The sequence below is a fragment of the Geminocystis sp. NIES-3708 genome (assembly GCF_001548095.1).
Taxonomy (GTDB): domain Bacteria; phylum Cyanobacteriota; class Cyanobacteriia; order Cyanobacteriales; family Cyanobacteriaceae; genus Geminocystis.
The window spans coordinates 3,215,818-3,235,173 of sequence record NZ_AP014815.1; the positions used below are offsets into that span (position 1 = coordinate 3,215,818).

Consider the following 19,356-nt stretch of genomic DNA (forward strand, 5'->3'; position numbering starts at 1 on the left):
TCAGGTAAATTATAACGTTATTTTTAACACTCCAAAAGGAGAAAAATCTGAGGCACAAATTACTGCTTTTGAAGATACATGGACATGGAATATTGAATCGGAAAGATGTATCCAAGATTTGAAACAAATTAGAGGAGATTTAGCAGAATTATTAGATTTATTAGTACGCACTTTAGGAAAAAATTCTCTTTCAGCTTATTTAGTAATGATGGCAATTAGGTTAGTAGAATTACATCGAGTCTTAAAGTCAACAGGTAGTTTATACTTACATTGTGATCCTACTGCTAGTCATTATTTAAAAATGATTTTAGATATTATTTTTGGGGCAAAAAATTTTCAAAATGAAATCACATGGAAAAGAACAACTTCTCATAATGATCCACAAAAATATGGTAGAATTTCAGATAGAATTTTGTTCTATACAAAAACTCAAAATAAAGTTTTTAATGTTCTCAAATTAGAATATTCTGAAGAACAAAAAAAAAGATATAAATATGAAGACGAAAATGGTTTTTTAAAGCGGAAAATTTAACATCTCCTAAATACTATCAAACAAGAACTATCCAATCAAGAAGAACTCATCCCGGGAAAAATAGACAGTGGAGATTTTCTGTTGAAAAATTAGAAGAATTATATACTCAAGGTAAAATACTTTTAAAACAAAATGGTTGTCCTAGAAAAGATGGTTTAAAAGAGTATTTACATGAAAATGAAGGTGCTATTTTACAAAATATTTGGACAGATATTAAATTTGGTCCTACAGATCAAGAAAGATTAGGTTATCCTACTCAAAAACCATTAAAATTACTAGAAAGAATTATAGAATCAAGTAGTAATGAAAATGACCTAATTTTAGATCCTTTTTGTGGTTGTGGTACGGCAGTTCATGCTTCTGAAAAATTGAATCGTCAATGGATAGGTATTGATATTACTCACTTAGCAATTTCCCTCATTGAAAAACGTTTACGAGACGCTTTTAGTGAAAAATATTTAGATAATTCTGAAGACTTAATTAAGAAAAAACAGACTTTTTTGAAGTAGAAGAAATGCCCAAAACTTTAGATGCCACCTTAGATTTATTTAACTGAGATGCTTATCAATTTCAATGGTGGACAATCTCTCTTGTTAATGCTCAACCCTATCAAGGTAAAAAGAAAAAAAGTGCGGATTCTGGTATTGATGGTCTTATTTATTTTGATAATTTCGACTCAGTAAAAAGCGAATCTGTGATTGAAAAAATTATTGTTAGTGTTAAAGGCGGTAAAAATGTAAATGTGTCTATGATTAGAGATTTACGAGGCACAATGGAAGCAAATAACGCTAGTATGGGGTTTTTTATAATTCTTACGCCTCCTACAAAAGTTATGATTCAAGAAGCAGCAAAAGCAGGTTTTTATCAAGCAGGAAACGGGAAACAATATCGACTTATTCAAATTTTTAGTATCGAGGGTTTAATTAATGGCAATGAACAACCTAAATACTATGATTTAAGCTGGGGAAAAAGTACTTTTAAACAGGCACAAAAAGAGAGACAATCTAATGGTACACAAATAGAAATTAATGGTATTTAATTATCAGGCAAAAATTATTTCTGAACCCGGAGCATTAACTTTTACTTGTAAAACTTGGCGATCGCAAAAAGCTGATTGTAAACGAGAATGAGCTTCAGGCGGTGCAAAAAAGAGAATAAAACCCCCAGCACCAGCACCCAATAACTTACCACCCCAAGCCCCAGCATTGATGCCCTGCTGATAAATTTGATCAATTTCGGGGTTAGAAATGACCTGTGATAAACTACGTTTTGCTATCCATGCTTCATGTAACAAATGACCAAAAGCAGAAAAACATTGATCACTGGTGAGGATATTCCAACCATCATCAACCATTGTACGCATCTGTTTTAAAGTATCGGTATTATCAACAACTTTTTCTAATTGATGCGCCACTACTTGTGCAGCACGTCTTTTAATGCCAGTAAATACGACAAAAAGATGTTGCTCAAACTCTGCTAATCGTTGGGCGGAAATTGGCACACGATGGACAATTATATCGGTTTCTGTACGAAACTCCACTAAATTAAAACCGCCCACTGCCGCCATTAATTGATCTTGACAACCAACTTTATCTTGTAATAAATTTCTTTCTACATAAATCGCCTCATAGGCTAAATCTAAGGGGCGCACAAACTCACCTTTAAAACTATGGAGAGCGTGAAGTAGTGCAACGGTAAAAGTTGAAGATGATCCTAAACCTGTAAAAGCAGGTAAATCAGCCACATTATGTAACTCAATATCTCGATCTAAACCACAAAACTTTAAACACTCACGATAAACATTATGTTCGATATCCGTTACATTTTTAACTAACTCTACCTGACGATAAGACAAACGCATCGTATAGTCAAATAAATGACTAGGAAATGGACTAGCAGTAAGATAACAAAATTTATCAATGGCAGTGGCTAAAACTGCACCACCATGACGTAAAAAATGCTCAGGGTAATCAGTGCCTCCCCCGAAAAAGCTAATTCTAACAGGTGCACGGGAAATCAGCATATTTTTAACAATTAATAATTGATAATGAATAATTACTCATTACCAGATAAATTTAAACTTAATATTTTTTTGAAAAATCTAGTAATATTAGATAATTTAAACACTATCAATTTTTAAATTAATTAACTTTTTCGGAAGTAGATACATTTTTTTGTGTTTCGCTACTTGGTTCTAGTTTGGCATTCATGGAAACAGTTTCTTCGATATCTTGAGCTTCTTTTTTAAACTCTTCTTGAAACTCTCTCGAAGCCTCTTGAAATCCTTTAATAGTTTTACCTAAACTTCTGCCAATTTCTGGTAATTTTTTAGGACCAAAAATCACTAAAGCTACCACGAAAATTAAGATCATTTCGGGAAGTCCGATACCAAAAACATTCATTGTAATTAACTTATAATAAAAGAATAACAATCAACAATCAACAATCAACAATTTTACTGACCAAGACTACTCCAGTCAACATTTACCCCTTCAAGTAAAAGAGAGGAATTATAAATTTGTAAAATTATTAATAGAAAGACCAAAAATAAGAGCATAAAAACTCCCATTAAAGGTGTTGTACTCCATCCGGGAGCAACTTTACCATATTCTGAGTTAAGAGGCTTGAGAATATCGCCTAAACGAGTACGTTGTGACATATTATTATTAACCTTAGATATTACAATTATTTTTCTTATCTGTCGTAATATTATAGAGTAAGAAGACTCTTATTTAACAAACAAATACCACTTATGGAAACTGCCACAATTATTGGATTTAGTATTGGTGCTGTGTTAATTGCTTTTACAGGATTCGCTATTTATACGGCTTTTGGCCCTCCTTCTACGGAATTAAGCGATCCTTTTGAAGATCACGAAGACTAAAATTAATTAGTATTTTTATCTATAGCAATCCTCTGTGAGTATTGAGAATACGATCCCTCCAACCCCCCCAAAAAAAAGGGAAACAGTAACTTAAATTTATCACGAATAACAGGACTGCTATAGTTAAAAAATTAGTTTATATACTGATGTTTTTTAAAGAGTAAATGGGTAAGCTCAATATTAAAGAAATAGTATGAGTAACAACTTAGAACTAAGTTAGTAAAAAGTTAACTAACTAGCCTATCAATATCATTCAAAAAATAATTATTCGAGGTAAATATCATGCCTGATTTAACCGTTGTACAAGGTAGGCAATTTACTTATCTTCTCGCATTAAGTAATCCCGATAGGTTAACTTATTCAGTATATGGAACTCCGACGGGTGCTGTTGTTGAAATAGATAAAGCTACAGGAGCTATTACGGGTATTTTAACACAAACAAGTAGTACTATTACTATTAAACCTAGCACTGGTGCTGATATAGTTCTTAATCTCACCGCTGGTAGTTTTGCTAATATATTTTTCCTTGAATCAGATGCAGACACCATCGGTGATTTTTTAAATATCGGTACTAACGCTTCTAAATCTGGATTTATATATGGTGGAGGTGGGGGTGATACTCTTGTTGGAGGTAGTCAAAATGATCAGCTTTATGGTGGTGCAGGTATTGATTCTCTTGTGGCTGGTGCCGGAGATGACATTCTCAATGGTGGTACCGGTAATGATATCCTCGTCGGAGGTGCCGGTAATGATGCTTATTTCATTGATAGTATTAGTGATCAAGTAATTGAAACTACTATCGGAGGTACTAATGGGACACAGGACACTATTTATTTTGCACAAACTACCACAGTCAATTACACTTTACCCGCAAATGTTGAAAATTTATATTTCAGTGGAGTTTCGAATGTAAATAGCACTGGAAATAGTAGTGCCAATATAATTATAGGTGATCTTGGGAATGACATTCTCAATGGTGGTGCTGGTTTAGATACCTTAGTGGGTGGTGACGGTAATGATACTTTAAATGGTGGTACTGATACTGTAGCCGATAGTTTAGTTGGTGGACTTGGTAACGATACCTACATTGTAGGTATTAATGACCTTATTGCTAACGACACGGGGGGAACTGATACGGTTCTATCCGATGTTAGTTACTCTCTGGCTTCAGTGATAGGGATTGAAAATTTTACCCTAACAGGTACGGGTAATAATACGGGTACTGGGAGTACTGATAACAATCGTATTACTGGTAATACTGGAAACAACACCCTTGATGGTGGGGCAGGTAATGATACCCTTGATGGTGGGACAGGCAATGATAGTCTTTTTGGTGGGGCAGGTAATGATAGTCTTTTTGGTGGAGAAGGTAACGATACCTTAAATGCTGATGCTGATTCTGGAGTCGATACTCTTGTGGGGGGTAACGGTAACGATTTATATATCGTTGGTGCTGGAGACCTTATTGCTACTGATACTGGTGGTATTGATACGGTTCAAACTTCTACTACTTTCACTTTAGCGACAGGATTAGAAAACCTGGAATTACTAGGCACTGGTAATATTAACGGTATTGGTAACACCCTGGCAAATAAAATCACCGGTAACTCTAGTAATAACAGATTAGATAGTGGGGTTGATGCTTTAGTTGATACCTTAATCGGTGGTGGGGGTAATGATACTTATGTTGTCGGTACGACGGGAGATATTATCACTGAACTCTCAGGTGGTGGTACAAACGATTTAGTTGAATCTTCCGTCACTTATACCATAGGTGCAGAAATCGAAAACCTAACCTTAACAGCTACAACGGCAATTAACGGTACAGGGAATAATTTAGCCAACACGATTACTGGTAACACAGGTAATAATAGCCTTTCAGGTGGAGCAGGTAATGATAGCTTAGTGGGTAACGCTGGAAATGATACCCTCGATGGTGGTGCTGAGAATGATACCTTAGTGGGTGGTACTGGTAACGATTTCTATTTCTATGAGAATGGAGACAAGATCTCAGAAGGTGCGAGTGATGGTACGGCAGATACTGTTTTTGCTGGTGAATCAGTAACACTTAGTAGCGTTAATTTTGCTAATATTGAGAACCTAATTTTAACAGGTACAACTTCTATTAATGGTACGGGTAACGCATCAGCAAACTTTATTACGGGTAATAGCGGAAGCAATACTCTCGATGGTGGTACTGGTTTAGATACCTTAGTAGGTGGTGACGGTAATGATACCTTAATTGGTGGTGCCGATACTGTAGCCGATAGTTTAGTGGGAGGTAATGGTAACAATACCTACATTGTGGGTACTGGTGACGTAATTTTTGATACTGCCGGAACTGATATGGTTCTCTCAGATGTTACTTTTTCTTTGGCTACCTTTAGTACGATCGAAAACCTTATTTTGGGAAGCACTGGTAATACGAATGCTACAGGCAACGCATCAGCCAACTTTATTACGGGTAATAGCGGAAACAATAACCTCGACGGTGGTGCTGGTTTAGATACCTTAGTGGGTGGTGACGGTAATGATACTTTAAATGGTGGTACTGATACTGTAGCCGATAGTTTAGTTGGTGGACTTGGTAACGATACCTACATTGTAGGTATTAATGACCTTATTGCTAACGACACGGGGGGAACTGATACGGTTCTATCCGATGTTAGTTACTCTCTGGCTTCAGTGATAGGGATTGAAAATTTTACCCTAACAGGTACGGGTAATAATACGGGTACTGGGAGTACTGATAACAATCGTATTACTGGTAATACTGGAAACAACACCCTTGATGGTGGGGCAGGTAATGATACCCTTGATGGTGGGACAGGCAATGATAGTCTTTTTGGTGGGGCAGGTAATGATAGTCTTTTTGGTGGAGAAGGTAACGATACCTTAAATGCTGATGCTGATTCTGGAGCCGATACTCTTGTGGGGGGTAACGGTAACGATTTATATATCGTTGGTGCTGGAGACCTTATTGCTACTGATACTGGTGGTATTGATACGGTTCAAACTTCTACTACTCTCACTTTAGCGACAGGATTAGAAAACATAGAATTGCTAGGTACTATTAATATTAACGGTATTGGTAACACCCTGGCAAATAAAATCACCGGTAACTCTAGCAATAACAGATTAGATAGTGGGGTTGATGCTTTAGTTGATACCTTAATCGGTGGTGGGGGTAATGATACTTACGTTGTCGGTACGACAGGAGATATTATCACTGAACTCTCAGGTGGTGGTACAAACGATTTAGTTGAATCCTCCGTTACTTATACCATAGGTGCAGAAATCGAAAACCTAACCTTAACAGCTACAACGGCAATTAACGGTACGGGGAATAATTTAGCCAACACGATTACTGGTAACACAGGTAATAATAGCCTTTCAGGTGGAGCAGGTAATGATAGCTTAGTGGGTAACGCTGGCAATGATACCCTCGATGGTGGTGCTGAGAACGATACCCTCGATGGTGGTGACGGGAATGATACTTTAATTGGTGGTGTTGATACTGTAGCAGATAGTTTAGTTGGTGGGCTTGGTAACGATACTTACATTGTAGGTATTAATGATCTTGTTGCTAGTGATACGGGGGGGACTGATATAGTCCTATCAGATGTTACTTTTTCTTTAGTGACCTTTACTACGATCGAAAACCTGACATTAACAGGTACAATCGCTATCAATGCTACGGGTAACACCTTACCAAACATTATTACTGGAAATATTGCTGCAAATTTGATTGATGGTGGGACTGGTAATGATATCTTAATTGGTGGTGATGGGAATGATAGCTATAAGATTGATAGTCTCTCTGATGTAATTACTGAAACAACTACCGGAGGAACAGATTCAATTGAAATACAAGGAACTACTTTAACTGGCACTTACGTCATTTCGAGCAACGTAGAAAATCTCAACTTTGCTACTATTGCTGGTACGAATGCTTTAAATATAACGGGTAATGTTAGTAATAATAACATTACAGGTAATGCAGGAGCCAATACCATTAATGGTGGTGACGGTAACGATACTATCAATGGTGCTACAGGTAACGATAGTTTAATTGGTGCTGCTGGTATTGATAATATTAATGGTGGTGTCGGTAACGATACTATCAATGGTGGTATCGGCATTGATACTTTAACAGGTGGTTCTGGGATTGATACTTTTACCTATACTGTATTGAGTGATTCTAACTTAAACAATATTGATATTATCACTGACTTTGTTGCTAATTCCTTGACTGGTGGTACTGGCGAGGTTGATCGATTTGATGTTCCAAATGCTATTACTCTTCTTGACGCAGATATTGCCAGTTCAAATATTATTGATGCTTATACAGTCTCTAGCTTAAGTGCCACAGATATTGGTGCTGTATTAACTACCGGAATATTTACAGCTAACACAGCGGCGGTATTCATTTTTGGTCTGAATATTTATTTGGCTATCAACGATGGAACGGCTGGTTTTTCAGCGACTAATGATGCTATTATCAACATTTCTGGTATAGATGATTACAATACTTTAACTAACAGTTACTTTATCTAAATCTTTATTTTGATAGGTAAAAGGAAATTTACCAGATTTACATTTTAGGATTAAATCTTTGATATTTTTCTCCCCACCTTTTGAGATAAAAATAACCCTTTCTTTATCATCTTTTTTCTGAGAGAGAAATAAAGGAGGGGTTTCTAATTATTCGGGTAGGCGTTGGCCACAGATTCTTGAAGATAAAATCAAAAGAATTAAAAACTATATATTTAGGAGTTGGTTTAAAAACTATTTTGGTGAGGCTAGGCAACTTCGAATAAGGCAACAGTTGAAATAGTTTTTTTCATTATGATTTACCAAAATGATTTAGCAAAACCTAGTTTATAATCGCATACTACTTATCTAGCTTTTAACTCAAAAAAGGGTTTCACCCCCCAGAAATCAGCTTTTTTTTTGTTGTGTAGTGTTTTTTTCCTTTGATTTTTATAGCTTTCTGATTTCCAACAGCAACCCCTATTTATTACATTTTAACTGATTGTAAGTCTTCCCAAGAAATTTGTTGTTCTTCCCCTGAAAATTCATTATCTGGGGTAATAAACAACATACAATGACATTCTTTTCTTTCTCTCATCGGTACGCAAGGACAATTCCAAAAAGTATTTTTTACTTCCGCTTCTTTATCTTCGTAGTGCCGACAGGGACAAAGGGGTGAGCCTAATTCTTCTTTGTGACGAGCTAAACCTTGAATCACTACTGCTGTAACGGATGGATCTACGCAAAAGTAAGTATCTGTACGTTTAGCGTATTGTTCCGCAAAGTTTTTCATGGCTTCTAGGGTTTTATTGTTACTGACTTCAGTCATAATTATTTTTTTCTATTGTGCTACGGTATCAGTTCTCATTTTACCTGATTAGGAGTATTTGACAGAGAATATTGACATTATCATATTCTATCCTGATTAAAAAGACCTTTAATTTTTTCTATCCATTGCCAAATATCTTCATAGGAAATTTTGAGTAAAGAAAAGATACCTACTAATATTAAAACTGTACCAAATAAGAAGTTATTATCATATAAGTATAAGCCAACAATAACAATAAAATAGGGAGATAAAATACCACTAATTTTTTCTACTAATTTTACCGTAGTTTGTTGATTTGTATCTAATTTTTCCGTTATGGATTCAGGAATATCATTAATCATTAAATCTTCAATTTTAGGATTATTGATTGATTTTTCAGGATTATTTTTACTAAACATAACTATAGAACTCCTATTTTATTTTTGATCTTTAAAATATTTTATCGTTTTATTTCCTTATTCCCCGTTTTTAATTCCGTAATATAGGCTTTTTCTTGTTATATTTTAAGGGGTGAAATTAGTTGATAGGCTTGATTAACTCCTTGCCATAATAATTCAGGATAGTCTTCTAATTGATTATTAGGAGAAATTATTTCTAATTGATGGAGAATATTGCCTATTAATTTTCGCCCCTTACTACCATAAGCAACTCCAGAAATTGGCGAAGGTATTAAGTTTAAAGATTTTATTTTTTCCACCGTATATTCATTTGTACCTCCAGCTAATTGTATATAGCCTTCAAGATTTGTTTGAGCTATTTTTTGAGCATATTTGATAGTTAAATGAGTTGTTCCAGAACCTATGTCACCACTCATAGGACGACCATCTGTTTGCCAAATTAAAGGAATTTTCACAGGTTTTATATAATCATAAATTTGTGTTAAATATTGGATAATATTTTCAGTATAAGGACAACTAATAGCAATTAATTTTAGTTTTAAAAGGTGAGGTTTTATCATTTCCCAAACTTTTTTAAATTCTAAAAAATGTCCGTTTTGAGTATGAATTTCTATAGCATTTATCGGTAAAATGTCTAACCATTGTAAAACTTCTTTGATACTAATAATTTGTGATTCTGTATCGATAATATTTATCGGGCAAATTGGTAAACATCTTCCGCAACCATAGCATAATTCTTCAATTATTCCTTGATGATGATTATTGAATTTTATCGCCTCTGCTGGACAAATTTTTTCACAGGGGCGATGGCAATTTGTCGGGCAAAGTTTAGGATTAAAGTAGGCTTTACGAAAATGTGGATCTTCTCCATCATTAATACTTATCATTAAAAAAGGGACTTCATGGGGATTGTAACCAAAGTTAATAGCTTCTTGTCGATAATTTTGAGCAATGGTGATGCCTTCCAAAGCACTATGAATTACGGCTTTATCGGCGGCAACATCAAGACAGTCAGCTCCTGCTAAACTGTAAACTAAGGCAAGATTACGAATAGAGGGTAAATGTTGATAACTTGCACCACATATCAACTTAAACCAGCTACCTTTTTGTAAAGATTCCAAGGGAGAAAAATTAACCATCAAAAATAATTAACCAAAAAAATCATGAAAGCGTGATAAAGGAGAAGAATGACGAAACTATTAAAATTAATAATTAATTTATTTTACTTCCCAAGACAAATAAACTAAAAAGTGTGCCACTATTCCATAAACTATGTAAAGTTATGGATGCTAATAAACTACGTGATCGAGTATAAACTATTCCTAAAATAATCCCTAAAGTCGCTAAAGGTATGATTTCCGCTAAACTTAAATGGGCTACTGCAAAAATAATGCCACTCACGACAATCGCCCCCCAAACTGGTAGATAACGAGTGAGAGAAGGTAGTAAAAAGCCCCGAAACATAATTTCTTCAAAAATGGGGGCAGCAATAGAAGCAGTAAGAAAAAAGATAGCTAAAGCAAATTTATCTTGAGATTCTAAGGCTAATAATAAGAGTGGATTACTGCCTCCTCTTCCTTGCCATAATTGTTGATTGAGAATTGAGACTAAAAATACCGAAGGAATAGCCACTAAATAGCCTCCAATACCCCATAAATACCATTTTTTATTAGTTAAATTAAACCAACCTTCGGGTAAAGGAAAAAATGATTTTAAGGATAGGTATAAAACTAATAATCCTCCCCCCGCCATGAAAAAATAACTGACTAAAACATACAATGCTTTGCCTTTGATACTGAAACTACTTGGATTAAATCCACTCAAACCAAATAATAAGGGTAATAAAACTTGACTGAGGAAGAAAAAACCAACGATGAATACTTGCCAAATAATTTCCCAATCCCAAGGAGATTGCCATACTCGATTATAGTTAGTCGCTAAAATTGAGGTTTCTTTTTTAATCACTAACTGAATGATTAAGAAAATGATTAAACCAAAACCAACTAAACCACCAAAAACAGGGATAATACTTAAACTAAATAATCGATAAATAGATTTTTCTGCTATTATTTTTTGTTGTGACTTAATTTCTGATAATTTATCTAGATCATTTTGATTTTTATATAATTGAGCCAAAGTATTTAATTTAAACCAACCGTCTAATTTTTCAGAGACAATTTCTTCCAATTTATTATTAATTCCTCCTAATTTTTTATCCCAAATATTAATTAATACTTCTTTCAATTCTTCATCTGAAATATTTGACCAATAATTATTAGCTATTTTTAAGTTATTTTCTTTTGCACAGATAATTCCTAACTTAAGATTAAGATTATTAACTAAATTTTGATTTTGCTCAATATTTTGTTTTAATTGTTGTCGAGGGCTTTCTGAAGCAATTGCTTTTTCACTATTAGAAAGAGAGTTATTTTTTTCTTGTAAATTATGTAAAGAATCTTTTGTTGCTATTAAAGCTTTTTCGTATTGATTTTGTGCCACACCATAGGGATCATTGCCAATTAAACCTTGAGCTATATTACTTACATTATCATCGTTTGAGATTGAAGGATTAGAAGATTGATTTAATGATGAGGCGTTAAGAATTAAATTAGTTTGATATAATTCTAATTGAGCTTGGACTTGAGGTTCACCCAAACTTTGACTCAAAGCAAAAAAAACACTGTACATGGATATTACAGTAAGAATAGCTAACAGTGATCGCTTCCAGTTCATAAAATTTTTTACCCTAACAAAACATTATTCTTACTAATAACAGCATAGGGACTCGAAGATCAAGCCCCTAAACGTTAATAGTTGATTGTTGATGGTTAATGTTGATAGTTAAACTTAATTATAGCAAGATCTTTTTTTGTTGTCAAATTTAGTTTTTAAAATAATTATTTTGAGTTGCTAATCCTAACGAATATTTAATAAATTACTTAGGTTTTTATCATTTTCTAAAGATAAAATAAAACTATTAATGATGAATAAAATAAAAAAAATATGACAAGAGAATATGATTTGGTTATTATTGGAGGTGGTTCTGGTGGATTAGTAATTGCCAGTGCAGCCGCACAGTTAAAAGCAAAAGTCGCCTTAGTTGAAAAACATCGTTTAGGAGGAGATTGTCTTTGGTATGGTTGCATACCAAGTAAGTCATTAATTCATGCCAGTAGAGTTGCTTATCAAGTTAAAAATAGTCATAATTTCGGGATTTATAACGACAATTTAGAAATTAAATTCGCTGAAGCTATAAATCATGTACAAAAAGTAATTAGTACTATAGAACCTAATGATTCTCCCGAAAGATTTAGAGGCTTAGGAGTAGATGTAATTTTCGGCAATGGGAAGTTTATTGACGAAAATACTTTTGAGGTAAGTGGAAAACAATTAAAACCCCGAAATTTTGTCATTTCTACTGGCTCAAGCCCTGAGATACCTGAAATTGAAGGTTTATCGGCAGCAGGATTTATCACTAATGAGCAGGTTTTTTCTTTAACGCATTTACCTGAATCTATTATTATAATGGGGGGAGGAGCGATCGCCTGTGAGCTAGGACAAGCATTAAAAAGATTAGGTGCAGAAATTACTATCATAGCTAGTAAAAGTCAACTTTTGCCTAAAGAAGACTTAGAAGCATCGAAAATCATCGAAAATCAGTTTATCGAGGAAGGCATCAGAATAATTAAGTCAGCCAAAGCAGAAAAAGTAAAGATAATTGACGGAAAAAAAGTAGTTTTTGTTAATGGTGAAAAGTTAATTGCCGAAGAAATTTTGGTATCTATTGGGCGCATTCCTAACATTCAATCTCTTGATTTAAAAAAGGCAAAAGTTCAATATAATCATCAAGGAATTAAGGTTAATAATAAACTGCAAACTAGCAATAAAAAAATTTATAGCTGTGGTGATGTTATTGGTGGTTATCAATTTACCCATGTAGCAGGATATGAAGCTACAATTATTTTACAAAATGCCTTATTTTTTCCCACAAAAAATGTTGATTATCGAGTTATTTCTTGGGCTACTTTTACTTCTCCTGAATTGGCAAGAGTTGGCATAAATGAAAGCCAAGCTAGAGAAATTTATGGCGATAATATCATTATTTTAAAACTAGAGATGAAAGAAGTTGATCGAGCACAAACAGCAAAAAATATTAAAGGCTTTTGTAAAATAATTACAACTTTAAAAGGAGATATTTTAGGAGCAACTATTATCGGAGAATCTGCAGGAGAATTGATCCATGAAATTGTTTTAGCCATGAAAAATAATCTTAAAGTAACAAGTTTATCAGGTATTCATATTTATCCAACGTTAAGCGAAATTAACAGTAAAACAGCACTACTTTTCGTTAAACAAAAATATGCCCAAAATCAAGGATTACAAAACTTATTAACCAAATTTTTTAATTTTCGTCGTTGGTTAGGATTTTAAAAAATAATCGAATTTACGTACTACTACTAAATATTACCTAAGTTCTATATAAATTATAAATTTGTTGGCAAAGATGAAACTATAGGACGAACAGAAAATGGACTTAAACATTGTTAAAATTAATTTTCAACAATTATTTATCCAGTTTAATTCTTTTCCGTGTGTAAAATTTAGTATTTCATCAGTCTTAAATCTTTACTTTTCAAAGTTTTTTACATTGAACTGAGGTAAATATAAGGTTATATTGTTCACTCCACACTACAAATAGCTTTTAAACCTCATAGCAATAGATAAAAAAAACATATATAACTTATTTTAAAATGTGAATTGTTATTATAGCTTTTTTAGAATCTTCAGGATATAGTTATAGATATAAATAAATGATTAATCAATAAGCCATAGAAAAAAAACTATTCAAAAAGGAGGCTAAATGTCAAATTTCTCTCGTCGTCGATTTTTAACTACTGTTGGAACGTCTGCTATTACCGCAGTTTTCCTCAAAGGATGTCTAGGCAATCCTCCCGAACCTGTTAGTAACACATCAAATCCCGGTGTTACCCCTGTCACCTTAACACCAGAAATGACTCCCGAAACTCCTGTCATAAAATTAGGATTTGCTCCAATTTTTGAAGCAGCTCCTTTAATTGTGGCTAAAGAAAAGGGATTTTTTGCTAAATATGGCATGAATGAGGTAGAAATAGCCAAACAAGCCAACTGGGGCTCGGCAAGAGACAACGTTGAAATTGGTTCGGCAGGTGGTGGTATAGATGGAGGACAATGGCAAATGCCGATGCCTTATCTTATCTCTGAAGGATTAATCACCAAGAATAACGTCAAAATACCAATGTATGTTCTCGCTATGTTGAACACCCAAGGCAATGGTATTGCGATCGCCAAAAGTCAAGAAGGTAAAAATATCACCTTAGATATGAGTAAAGCTAAGGATTATATCTTAGGTTTAAAGCAATCAGGAAAGCCATTTCGAGCCGCTTTTACCTTTCCCAAAGCCAATCAAGATTTTTGGATTCGTTATTGGTTAGCCGCAGGGGGTATTAATCCTGATACAGATGTAAATTTAATGACTGTACCTGCTGCCCAAACTGTAGCAAATATGAAAACAGGTTCGATGGAAGGATTTAGTACAGGCGATCCTTGGCCTACCCGTATTGTTGCCGATGGCATTGGTTTTATGCCAGCATTGACGGCTCAAATGTGGGCGAATCATCCTGAAGAATATCTTGCTATTCGTGCTGACTGGGTGGACAAAAATCCCAAAGCGACAAAAGCAGTACTTAAAGCGGTAATGGAAGCTCAACAATGGTGTGATACTCAGAGTAATCGATCGGAATTAGCACAAATACTGTCTGGTGCTAACTATTTTAATGTACCTGCCACCGTACTCGAACCAGCTTTAATGGGTAAATATAAAATGGGTGACGGGCAACCAGATATAGATGATTACAAAATGGCGGTTCAATATTGGAAAACCGATAAAGGCAGTGTTTCTTTCCCTTATAAGAGCCTCGATTTATGGTTTATTACGGAAAGCGTACGTTGGGGCTTTTTACCTGCTAGTTATTTAGATGATAACGCTAAAGCCTTGATTGACAAGGTAAATCGATCGGACTTATGGCGAGAAGCGGCAACCGAAGCTGGTATTCCTTCGGCGGACATTCCCAGTAGTGATTCCCGTGGAGTAGAAACATTATTTGACGGAAAAACATTTGATCCAGCAAATCCCAAGGCTTATTTAGATAGTTTAGCGATAAAAAAAGTTTAATTATTACCAATAAATATTAATCAAAAAAAGGAGGAAATTTACATCATGGCTACCACCATCAGAACATCAAGAAATAATAGTAATTTTTTAACTAAATTTTGGAAGAAAAACGGGAAAAATATTTTACCCCCCATTTTAGGAATTTTAGGTTTTTTATTAATTTGGCAACTATTTTCAACTATTGGATTAGTTAAATTACCGGGACCAATTTCGCTGATTACCAATGAACGAACTCGCATTTATTTAATGTACCCATTTTTCGATCGTGGTGGTACTGATGTGGGTTTATTTTGGCAAGCAATGGCTAGTTTACAAAGAGTTTTAATCGGCTATTCTTTTGCCGCAGTTGTTGGTATTGGAGTTGGTATTTTAGTTGGTTTAAATCCTTTCTTAAATAAGGCATTAGATCCTCTATTTCAATTCTTAAGAACCGTACCTCCTTTAGCATGGGTACCCATTGCCCTCGCTGCATTACAGCAAAACCAACCTGCCGCATTATTCGTTATTTTTATTACCGCAGTTTGGCCTATTTTACTTAATACTGTAGTTGGTGTTCAACAAATACCTCAAGACTATATCAATGTCCAACAAGTTTTACAACTTTCTAACAAAAAATTCTTCTTTAAAATTTTAATTCCTTCTGCATTACCCTACATTTTTACTGGTTTAAGAATTGCGATTGGTTTAGCATGGTTAGCAATTATTGCGGCAGAAATTGTTATGTCTGGTATCGTTGGAATTGGCTTTTTTATCTGGGATTCTTATCAAAATAATTATATTAGTGACATTATTTTAGCACTAATTTATATCGGTGCAATTGGTTTAATTCTTGATAAATTCATGGCTTGGATTCAATCTAAAATTGTTCGTCAATAATGTTTTATTTTCTCACGCAAAGGTGCAAAGGTTATATTTACAAATTTTGGTGAGGGTTAAGGTTGATAAGTTAATAAGTTATTAAATTGTTAGATTTTAAGGAGTAAAATTATGTCTGTTTTTGTCGCAGTTGATAATATTGAAAAGGTATTTTCTTTAACAGGTGGTGGTGAATATTTAGCTTTAAAAGGCATTAATTTAGAGATAAAAAAAGGTGAATTTATTTCTCTAATTGGTCACTCTGGTTGTGGTAAGTCCACCCTCTTAAATATGATTGCTGGTTTAGATTTACCCACCGAAGGAATTGTTACTTTAGAAGGGCAAAAAATCCAAAAACCTGGGCCTGAAAGGATGGTTATTTTTCAAAGTTATTGTCTTTTACCTTGGTTAACTGTTCGTCAAAATATCGCTTTAGCTGTTGATGAAGTTATGAAGGGTTATTCTGATAGTGAAAGAAAAGAAATCGTTGAAGATCATATTAATCTTGTGGGCTTGAGTCATGCCGTTGATAAGTTCCCTAATCAGTTATCTGGCGGTATGAGACAACGAGTTGCCATTGCTCGTGCTTTATCTATCCGTCCTAAATTACTCTTATTAGATGAGCCTTTTGGTGCATTAGATGCTTTAACCAGAGGGAATTTACAAGAACAGTTAATGCAAATATGTGATCGTTATCAAATCACTGCCATAATGGTGACTCATGATGTGGATGAAGCAGTTTTATTATCAGATAAAATCGTCATGTTAACGAATGGGCCAGGCTCAAAAATTGGCGGTATTTTAGAAGTAGATATTCCTCGTCCTCGTCAAAGAATGGAGGTAGTAAATCACCCTAGTTATTACAGTTTAAGAAGCGAAATTATTTACTTTTTAAATCAACAAAAACGCATCAAAAAAATTCGAGCTCAAAAACAAGGAGTTATCTCCCGTCATGGCTTAGAAAAAGTCAATTTAGAAATCGGTTTTTTACCTTTAACCGCTTGCGCACCTCTAGCCATTGCCCAAGAAAAAGGATTTTTCACTAAACATGGCTTAGATGAAGTTAATTTAGTCAGAGAAACCAGTTGGCGAGGTATTGTTGATGGTATCGCTGGAGGTTATTTAGATGCGGCTCAAATGCCGGCGGGAATGCCCACTTGGTTAACGGTAGGAGGCAATCAAAACGAACCTTTACCCGTTGTGAGTGCTTTGACAATGACTCGTAATGGTAATGGTGTAACTCTCGCTAAGAAATTCTATGACATGGGAATTCATGATGGGCATCATCTCAAAAGAATGTTACTGGAATCTGTAGAAGAAAATCATACTTTTGGTATGGTACATCCATCATCTATGCACAATATTTTACTACGATATTGGTTGGCGGCTGAAGGCATCGATCCTGATTATGATGTGCACTTACAGACTATTCCTCCTGCACAAATGATCGCTGATTTAAAAGCAGGTAGTATTGATGGTTACTGTGTCGGTGAGCCGTGGAACTTACGGGCGGCTATGGAAGGTTTTGGCTTCACCGTAGCAACAGATTTGGAGGTATGGAATGGACATCCGGGTAAAGTATTAGGGGTAAGGGAAGATTGGGCAAACAACTATCCTAATAGCCATATTGCCCTTGTCAAAGCCCTTTTGGAAGCCTGTCAATATTGTGCTGATCCTAGTAATCAGGAAGAAATACGCACTATTTTAAGCGATCGCAAATATTTAAGTACGAACATTGACTACATCCAATTAGGCGATCCTAATTCCTACAGTTGTAACTTAGAAAAATCTGTTGAATATGCTCATCATCGGTTTTATGGAGACGGCATGAATCGCCCAAGTCGGACAGAACATTTATGGATGCTGACACAAATGGCACGATGGGGAGATATTCCCTTTCCTCGTAACTGGGTAGAAATTTTAGAAAGAGTATGCCGAGTTGGTGTCTTTAGCACTGCTTGTCGTGAATTAGGATTAAGCGACTTAAAATATCGCCGAGAAGCCATTAAATTATTTGATGGAATACCTTTTGATGGTGAAGATCCCATCGGTTATTTAAACCATCTTGAAATTAAGCGTAATGTAACGATGGCGGAAATTCCCCTTAACTCCCGTATCCTAGTTAACGTCTAACTTCTAACCTTATTCATCACCCGAAAATAAAAACAAACATCTTTGCACCTTTGCGTGAAACAACAAAACAGGAGAAAAAAATAATGCAAATATCAACTAAACAATTCGCACAAAAAATGGAAAAACAACTCTATCAAGACTCATTTTTAACCATCGAAAATGTTTCTAAAGTTTATCCTACTCCCACAGGAAGTTACACCGTTCTTCAAGACGTTAATTTAACCATTAATCAAGGAGAATTTATCTGTGTAATTGGCCATTCTGGTTGCGGTAAATCCACACTTTTAAACATGGTTTCAGGCTTTGCTCAACCCACTTCAGGATCAGTACAATTAAAAGGTAAACCCATTACCAAACCAGGGCCTGATCGCATGGTAGTATTTCAGAATTATGCCCTTTTACCTTGGTTAACGGTATTTGAAAACGTCTATCTAGCTATTGATTCGGTATATCCTGAGAAAAAAGAAGCGGAAAAAAGAGCCATAGTAAGGGATCATTTAGCCTTAGTAGGTTTAACGGAAGCCGCCGACAAGAAGCCTACACAAATTTCTGGGGGTATGAAACAACGTACGTCGATCGCCCGTGCATTAGCTATACGTCCTGAAGTACTTATTTTAGATGAGCCTTTTGGTGCATTAGATCCTATTACCAAAGAAGAGTTACAAGAAGAATTACTTAATATTTGGAATGAATATCGTTGTAATGTTTTAATGATTACTCATGATATAGACGAAGCCTTGTTTTTAGCAGATCGACTCGTTATGATGACTAATGGGCCTTCTGCAACTATTGGTGAAATATTAAATATACCTTTTCCTCGTCCTCGTGACAGAGAGCGTATTATGGAAGATCCAACATACTATGATTTGCGTAATTATGCTTTAGATTTCCTCTATAATCGTTTTGCTCACGATGATGTCGCTTAAATAACGAACAATTAATAATTAACAATTAACATTTTATATTTAATAAATATTTTAT

At 34.7% G+C, this 19,356-nt stretch carries 17 protein-coding genes and 1 pseudogene; 11 read left to right on the top strand and 7 right to left on the bottom strand.

All coding sequences use genetic code 11. From position 1 onward, the window contains the following. Positions 1-19 precede the first annotated feature (19 nt). From GM3708_RS19655 to GM3708_RS19460, 4 genes and pseudogenes are all read left to right on the top strand, one after another. On the top strand, positions 20-532 hold the full coding sequence (locus GM3708_RS19655) for a DNA methyltransferase (protein ID WP_255358452.1): 513 nt from the start codon (positions 20-22) through the stop codon (positions 530-532). Positions 533-648: 116 nt separating this feature from the next. Continuing rightward, positions 649-897: pseudogene (locus tag GM3708_RS19660) on the top strand (DNA methyltransferase); the annotation flags it as partial. 3 nt (positions 898-900) lie between these two features. Further along, positions 901-1,041, top strand: coding sequence for a hypothetical protein (locus GM3708_RS19455; RefSeq protein WP_231933219.1), 141 nt, complete (start codon positions 901-903; stop codon positions 1,039-1,041). 74 nt (positions 1,042-1,115) lie between these two features. Beyond that, positions 1,116-1,571 carry a restriction endonuclease gene (locus GM3708_RS19460; protein WP_082714136.1) on the top strand — a complete coding sequence of 152 codons (456 nt, stop codon included), beginning with the start codon at positions 1,116-1,118 and terminating at the stop codon, positions 1,569-1,571. A gap of 3 nt (positions 1,572-1,574) precedes the next feature. Here the strand turns inward: GM3708_RS19460 and GM3708_RS14220 are convergent, their stop codons facing one another. The 3 genes from GM3708_RS14220 to psbH all read right to left on the bottom strand — a co-directional run bounded on the left by GM3708_RS14220 (position 1,575) and on the right by psbH (position 3,191). Next, positions 1,575-2,555 carry a GHMP kinase gene (locus tag GM3708_RS14220; RefSeq protein WP_066348311.1) on the bottom strand — a complete coding sequence of 327 codons (981 nt, stop codon included), beginning with the start codon at positions 2,553-2,555 and terminating at the stop codon, positions 1,575-1,577. A gap of 118 nt (positions 2,556-2,673) precedes the next feature. Beyond that, complete coding sequence (locus tag GM3708_RS14225) at positions 2,674-2,934, bottom strand: TatA/E family twin arginine-targeting protein translocase (protein WP_066348313.1); 261 nt, start codon at positions 2,932-2,934, stop codon at positions 2,674-2,676. A gap of 53 nt (positions 2,935-2,987) precedes the next feature. Next, a complete protein-coding gene (psbH, locus tag GM3708_RS14230; protein WP_066348317.1) occupies positions 2,988-3,191 on the bottom strand; it encodes a photosystem II reaction center phosphoprotein PsbH in 204 nt (67 codons plus the stop codon). A gap of 93 nt (positions 3,192-3,284) precedes the next feature. Between psbH and psbN the strand changes: the two genes are divergently transcribed. Continuing rightward, positions 3,285-3,416 carry a photosystem II reaction center protein PsbN gene (psbN, locus tag GM3708_RS14235; RefSeq protein WP_066348319.1) on the top strand — a complete coding sequence of 44 codons (132 nt, stop codon included), beginning with the start codon at positions 3,285-3,287 and terminating at the stop codon, positions 3,414-3,416. A 282-nt stretch (positions 3,417-3,698) separates the two neighbouring features. After that, a complete protein-coding gene (locus GM3708_RS14240) occupies positions 3,699-7,973 on the top strand; it encodes an S-layer family protein (RefSeq protein WP_066348326.1) in 4,275 nt (1,424 codons plus the stop codon). 463 nt (positions 7,974-8,436) lie between these two features. Here GM3708_RS14240 and GM3708_RS14245 read toward each other — a convergent pair whose 3' ends face one another. From GM3708_RS14245 to GM3708_RS14260, 4 genes are all read right to left on the bottom strand, one after another. After that, positions 8,437-8,778 carry a ferredoxin-thioredoxin reductase catalytic domain-containing protein gene (locus tag GM3708_RS14245; protein ID WP_066348328.1) on the bottom strand — a complete coding sequence of 114 codons (342 nt, stop codon included), beginning with the start codon at positions 8,776-8,778 and terminating at the stop codon, positions 8,437-8,439. 80 nt (positions 8,779-8,858) lie between these two features. Next, a complete protein-coding gene (locus tag GM3708_RS14250) occupies positions 8,859-9,176 on the bottom strand; it encodes a hypothetical protein (protein ID WP_071827623.1) in 318 nt (105 codons plus the stop codon). Positions 9,177-9,274: 98 nt separating this feature from the next. Beyond that, a complete protein-coding gene (gene ldpA / locus GM3708_RS14255) occupies positions 9,275-10,315 on the bottom strand; it encodes a circadian clock protein LdpA (protein ID WP_066348330.1) in 1,041 nt (346 codons plus the stop codon). Positions 10,316-10,388: 73 nt separating this feature from the next. Continuing rightward, positions 10,389-11,909, bottom strand: a complete 1,521-nt coding sequence (locus GM3708_RS14260; protein ID WP_066348331.1) for a type II CAAX endopeptidase family protein — start codon at positions 11,907-11,909, stop codon at positions 10,389-10,391. Positions 11,910-12,179: 270 nt separating this feature from the next. On the opposite strand from GM3708_RS14260, the gene GM3708_RS14265 reads away from it, so the two are divergent. The 5 genes from GM3708_RS14265 to GM3708_RS14285 all read left to right on the top strand — a co-directional run bounded on the left by GM3708_RS14265 (position 12,180) and on the right by GM3708_RS14285 (position 19,301). Continuing rightward, on the top strand, positions 12,180-13,607 hold the full coding sequence (locus GM3708_RS14265; protein WP_066348333.1) for an NAD(P)/FAD-dependent oxidoreductase: 1,428 nt from the start codon (positions 12,180-12,182) through the stop codon (positions 13,605-13,607). Positions 13,608-14,037: 430 nt separating this feature from the next. Further along, positions 14,038-15,387: a CmpA/NrtA family ABC transporter substrate-binding protein gene (locus GM3708_RS14270; protein ID WP_066348337.1), complete on the top strand. Its 1,350-nt coding sequence runs from the start codon at positions 14,038-14,040 to the stop codon at positions 15,385-15,387. Between the two features lie 45 nt (positions 15,388-15,432). Next, on the top strand, positions 15,433-16,263 hold the full coding sequence (gene ntrB / locus GM3708_RS14275; protein WP_066348340.1) for a nitrate ABC transporter permease: 831 nt from the start codon (positions 15,433-15,435) through the stop codon (positions 16,261-16,263). Between the two features lie 111 nt (positions 16,264-16,374). Then, positions 16,375-18,375: a nitrate ABC transporter ATP-binding protein gene (locus GM3708_RS14280; RefSeq protein WP_066348341.1), complete on the top strand. Its 2,001-nt coding sequence runs from the start codon at positions 16,375-16,377 to the stop codon at positions 18,373-18,375. A gap of 116 nt (positions 18,376-18,491) precedes the next feature. Continuing rightward, the gene (locus tag GM3708_RS14285) at positions 18,492-19,301 is read left to right on the top strand and encodes a nitrate ABC transporter ATP-binding protein (RefSeq protein ID WP_066349495.1); all 810 of its coding nucleotides are present in this window, start codon (positions 18,492-18,494) and stop codon (positions 19,299-19,301) included. Positions 19,302-19,356 lie beyond the last annotated feature (55 nt).